4 protein-coding genes are annotated in these 3,851 nt (G+C 43.7%); 2 read left to right on the top strand and 2 right to left on the bottom strand.

Features of this window, described 5'->3' with window-relative positions:
* Positions 1-88 precede the first annotated feature (88 nt).
* Positions 89-1,039, bottom strand: coding sequence for an NADP-dependent oxidoreductase (locus FD17_RS12770; protein ID WP_057826562.1), 951 nt, complete (start codon positions 1,037-1,039; stop codon positions 89-91).
* A gap of 121 nt (positions 1,040-1,160) precedes the next feature.
* Between FD17_RS12770 and FD17_RS12775 the strand changes: the two genes are divergently transcribed.
* Positions 1,161-1,514 carry an iron-sulfur cluster biosynthesis family protein gene (locus FD17_RS12775; RefSeq protein ID WP_156653634.1) on the top strand — a complete coding sequence of 118 codons (354 nt, stop codon included), beginning with the start codon at positions 1,161-1,163 and terminating at the stop codon, positions 1,512-1,514.
* A 45-nt stretch (positions 1,515-1,559) separates the two neighbouring features.
* Here the strand turns inward: FD17_RS12775 and FD17_RS12780 are convergent, their stop codons facing one another.
* Positions 1,560-2,138, bottom strand: a complete 579-nt coding sequence (locus tag FD17_RS12780) for a TMEM175 family protein (protein ID WP_057826564.1) — start codon at positions 2,136-2,138, stop codon at positions 1,560-1,562.
* Positions 2,139-2,348: 210 nt separating this feature from the next.
* Between FD17_RS12780 and FD17_RS12785 the strand changes: the two genes are divergently transcribed.
* Positions 2,349-3,752 carry an APC family permease gene (locus FD17_RS12785; protein ID WP_057826565.1) on the top strand — a complete coding sequence of 468 codons (1,404 nt, stop codon included), beginning with the start codon at positions 2,349-2,351 and terminating at the stop codon, positions 3,750-3,752.
* Positions 3,753-3,851 lie beyond the last annotated feature (99 nt).

The following is a 3,851-nucleotide window of genomic DNA, read 5'->3' on the forward strand; positions in this document are numbered from 1 at the left end:
CTTCCTTGTCTAACAATTGTAGGGCACTTCATTACCGCTAACTCTGGATTAAACATGCAGCCATTATTTAGCTGGCATTTTCAGACTCTTAAACGTTTAGTATCAATTTACCGACAATATGCCCGGTTTCACTCAGTTTGTGCATTTCTTGGACATTTTCTGCGTTGAACTTCAATTGGGTGGCAATTGGGACCTTGAGCTTGCCGGAACCCAGCTGATTGCTCAACGTTGTGATGATGTCCTTATCCGGATGGGCGTTGATTTTTTCAAAAGTCACACCCTGTTTTTTGCCAAGTTCAGTCGCCTGATCAGTCGTTTCAACGATTGAGATAACGTGGCCACCGGGCTTAACAACTTTGAAGGCATCAATCTGATTTTGACCGCCAAGGGTGTCAAAGACCAAGTCGACTTCCGGTGAAACTTTGGCAAAGTCTTGGGTCTTATAATCAATGACCTTGTCTGCGCCGAGCTTGCGGACATAGTTGTCATTGGTGGCACTTGTCGTCGTGATGACATGAGCGCCGATATGTTTGGCAAGCTGGATGGCCATTGAGCCAACCCCACCGGAACCAGCCAACACCAGCACCGTTTGGCCGACTTTTAAGTGGCCGGCGTCAAACATGGCTTCCCAAGCGGTTGTCCCTGCCAAGCTTAGGCCGGCAGCTTCTTGGAATGAAACGGTAATCGGTTTATGAGCCGCTTGATCTGCATCAATTGCATAGTATTCTGCGTAAGTACCGCGGTTACTTGGTGTACCATAACCGATAACCGCGTCGCCAACCTTAAAACCAGTCACCTTTTGGCCGACTTTGGAAACAACACCAGCCATTTCCTGGCCCAGAATGATTGGAAACTCAAACGGATAACGGGCCTTTCTCAAGCCTTTCCGGGTCTTCCAGTCAATTGGATTCACACCAATACTGACGACTTTTACAAGAAGTTGATTATCATTAATTTCAGGAATCGGCATTTCAGTTTCAGTTAGTTGATTTCTATCACCATAGTCGTTGATGACAATGGCTTTCATTGGCTTTGTCATTTAATCACCTCGTTCATATTATAACGGTAAATTAGCATTAAGAAAAATCAGAAGAACAATTGTGCACAATTTAATTGACATCTCTCGCCAAAGGATTAGTATGATTAGAAGAGGTGAGAAGATGAAATTAACAATTACAAATGAAGCCATTCAACAACTTAAGAAAGCATTCCCAGCTGACAGCAGATTATTGCTCAGCTTTGACGATGGTGTTGGTCCATTCTCGAAGGTTGGCATTTGCTCCCTGGATACCAGTTATGATGTGATCGCGGTTGATCAGGATGCCAAAACGCCTGACTACAATACCCAGCTGGAAGCAAATTTTGGTGATTGGGCCTTTAAAGGCTACAGCAAGATTTACCTCGATCAGGACATGAAGTTGGATTACAAGAACAACCGAATTGTTTTGAGTAGTGAAGCTGGGATTATGGATAGTAATATTGAATTGAAAGATTTAACTAAGCAAAACGCATAAAAAGCAAAAACTGTGTTCAGTTAATTAACTGGGCACAGTTTTTTATTATATTCTTTTAGCAGCATGTTCGATCTTGCGATAAGGCATTACCCACAACAGCATGACGACAAAGGTTCCAATCATGCCAAATTCATGCCAGTAAATCGACACGAAGAAGACGACGATGAAAGCAAACAGGGTGTAAATACTTTTTGAATCGCGGTGCAGCGAATCGACGACGGCTTTAACCGACTTATTTGCCCGGACCAAACTGACTCTCAATAAATTCCAAGAAAGATTAATTCCGATGAATAAGAGGGTATAGAGCTGCGATCCAAATAAGCTGTGTGGATCAGAGTCGACAATGCCGGTTGCAAACGGGACAAACGAGAGCAAGAACAGCAGTAACGTGTTGGACCAGATGACAAAGCCGTCAATGGATTTAACCAGTAAAAACATGTGATGGTGGTTACCCCAAACGATTGCCAGCAGGAAGAACGAAATTGCGTACGACATTAATTCTTCATGAATTCCCCAGAGTCCACTCCAGCTCAATTCTTCCGGGCGTTTCAGCTCCAATACCAAGACGGTCATAATAATGGGAACAATTGCGTCGGTGAATGCCTCCAACCGATTCTTTTTCAAATTCGTCACCCCTCAATCATATCTTTAGTACAAGGATACAATAATTCAGCGAGGAATGTTGATTTGACGATGCTTTTATACATAAATATGCAATTAATTTTCGATAAACCGGTTACATCAATGGATTGAAATTGACTTTATACAGGTTGGAAAGTTAAAATAGACTAAGTATTTTAATCAATAACTCATTTTACATACGGAGGCACATTTATGTCATTATTAGCACGAATCTTTCGCCGGGAGCAATTAGACCGCTATCTTGAGACTGATAAGAAATTTATCAAGACAATGTCGGCATTTGATCTGATCGCCCTTGGTATCGGAGCCGTGATCGGGACTGGTATTTTTATTCTTCCCGGTACGGTTGCCGCAACCAAGGCTGGCCCAGGTATCATCATTTCGTTCATCGTAGCTGCAATCGTCTGTTCAACTGCCGCAATGTGTTATGCGGAATTCGCGTCCGCGTTGCCAGTTGCTGGGAGTGCCTATTCTTATGGGAACCTGGTTTTTGGTGAAATTGTCGGCTGGATCCTCGGTTGGGCATTAATTTTGGAGTACGTTTTGGCCGTCGCTGCCGTTTCAAGTGCATGGGGCGCCTACTTCCAGTCATTTCTCGCAGGTTTTCATATTGGCTTTCCGAAGGCAATCTCCGGACCGTTTGTACCGAGTCAGGGCACGTATGGGAATGTCATTGCAATTATTATCGTCATTTTGATTTCTTGGATGTTGAATCAGGGGATGCGTTCTTCAGTTCGATTGAATAACATTATTGTTGTTGTGAAAATTGCCATTATTCTTCTATTCATTGTTGTCGGAATGTTCTATATTAAGCCTTCAAACTGGCATCCATTTCTACCATTTGGTTGGCACAGTGCTCACGGTGGTGTTCTTGGTGGCGCTGCGGCGGTATTCTTCGCCTATCTTGGATTTGATGCCGTATCCAGTTCGGCTGCCGAAGTTAAGAATCCAAAGAAGAACATGCCAATTGGAATTATTGGAACTTTGATTGTTGCGACAGTTCTGTACGTGGGCGTTTCAATCGTCCTTACCGGGATGGTTTCCTATACCAAGCTGAACGTGTCCGATCCAGTTGCCTTTGCATTACAATTCGTTCACTTGAATTGGGTTGCCGGCATCATCTCACTTGGTGCGTTAGCTGGGATGTTCACGATGATGGTGACCATGATTTACAGTTCATCACGATTGATTTACTCAATTGGCCGGGATGGCCTGCTCCCTAAGTTCCTGGGCAAACTTGATAAGAAGGGCAGCCCCAGAAACAGTATGATCACCATTACGATCATCATCGCCTTCATGGGTGGTTTCGTTCCGTTGGAGCAGTTAACCAACCTGGTTAATATTGGAACTCTGATTGCCTTTTTGTTTGTATCATTTGGGATTATTCCTTTGCGTCGAAACAAAGAAATTCAAAACCATCATGGCTACCAGGTTCCTTGGTATCCGGTTCTGCCAATTGTTTCCGGATTCTTGTGCATGCTGATGCTGTCACAACTTCAAGCTGAAACTTGGATTGCGTCAGGAATCTGGTTTGCATTTGGGCTGGTTCTTTACTTCAGTTACGGAATCAGACATAGTCAGCTTGGTAAGTCATAAAATCTAATCGAAAGAGGCTGGGACATAAGTCCCGCCGATAATTAAACTGAGACACATTCTCCACTTTCTCGGCTCTTCGTCAACTGTTGTTGGTGAATC

It is taken from the genome of Lentilactobacillus sunkii DSM 19904 (genome assembly GCF_001435575.1).
In the GTDB taxonomy this organism is placed as follows: Bacteria; Bacillota; Bacilli; order Lactobacillales; family Lactobacillaceae; genus Lentilactobacillus; species Lentilactobacillus sunkii.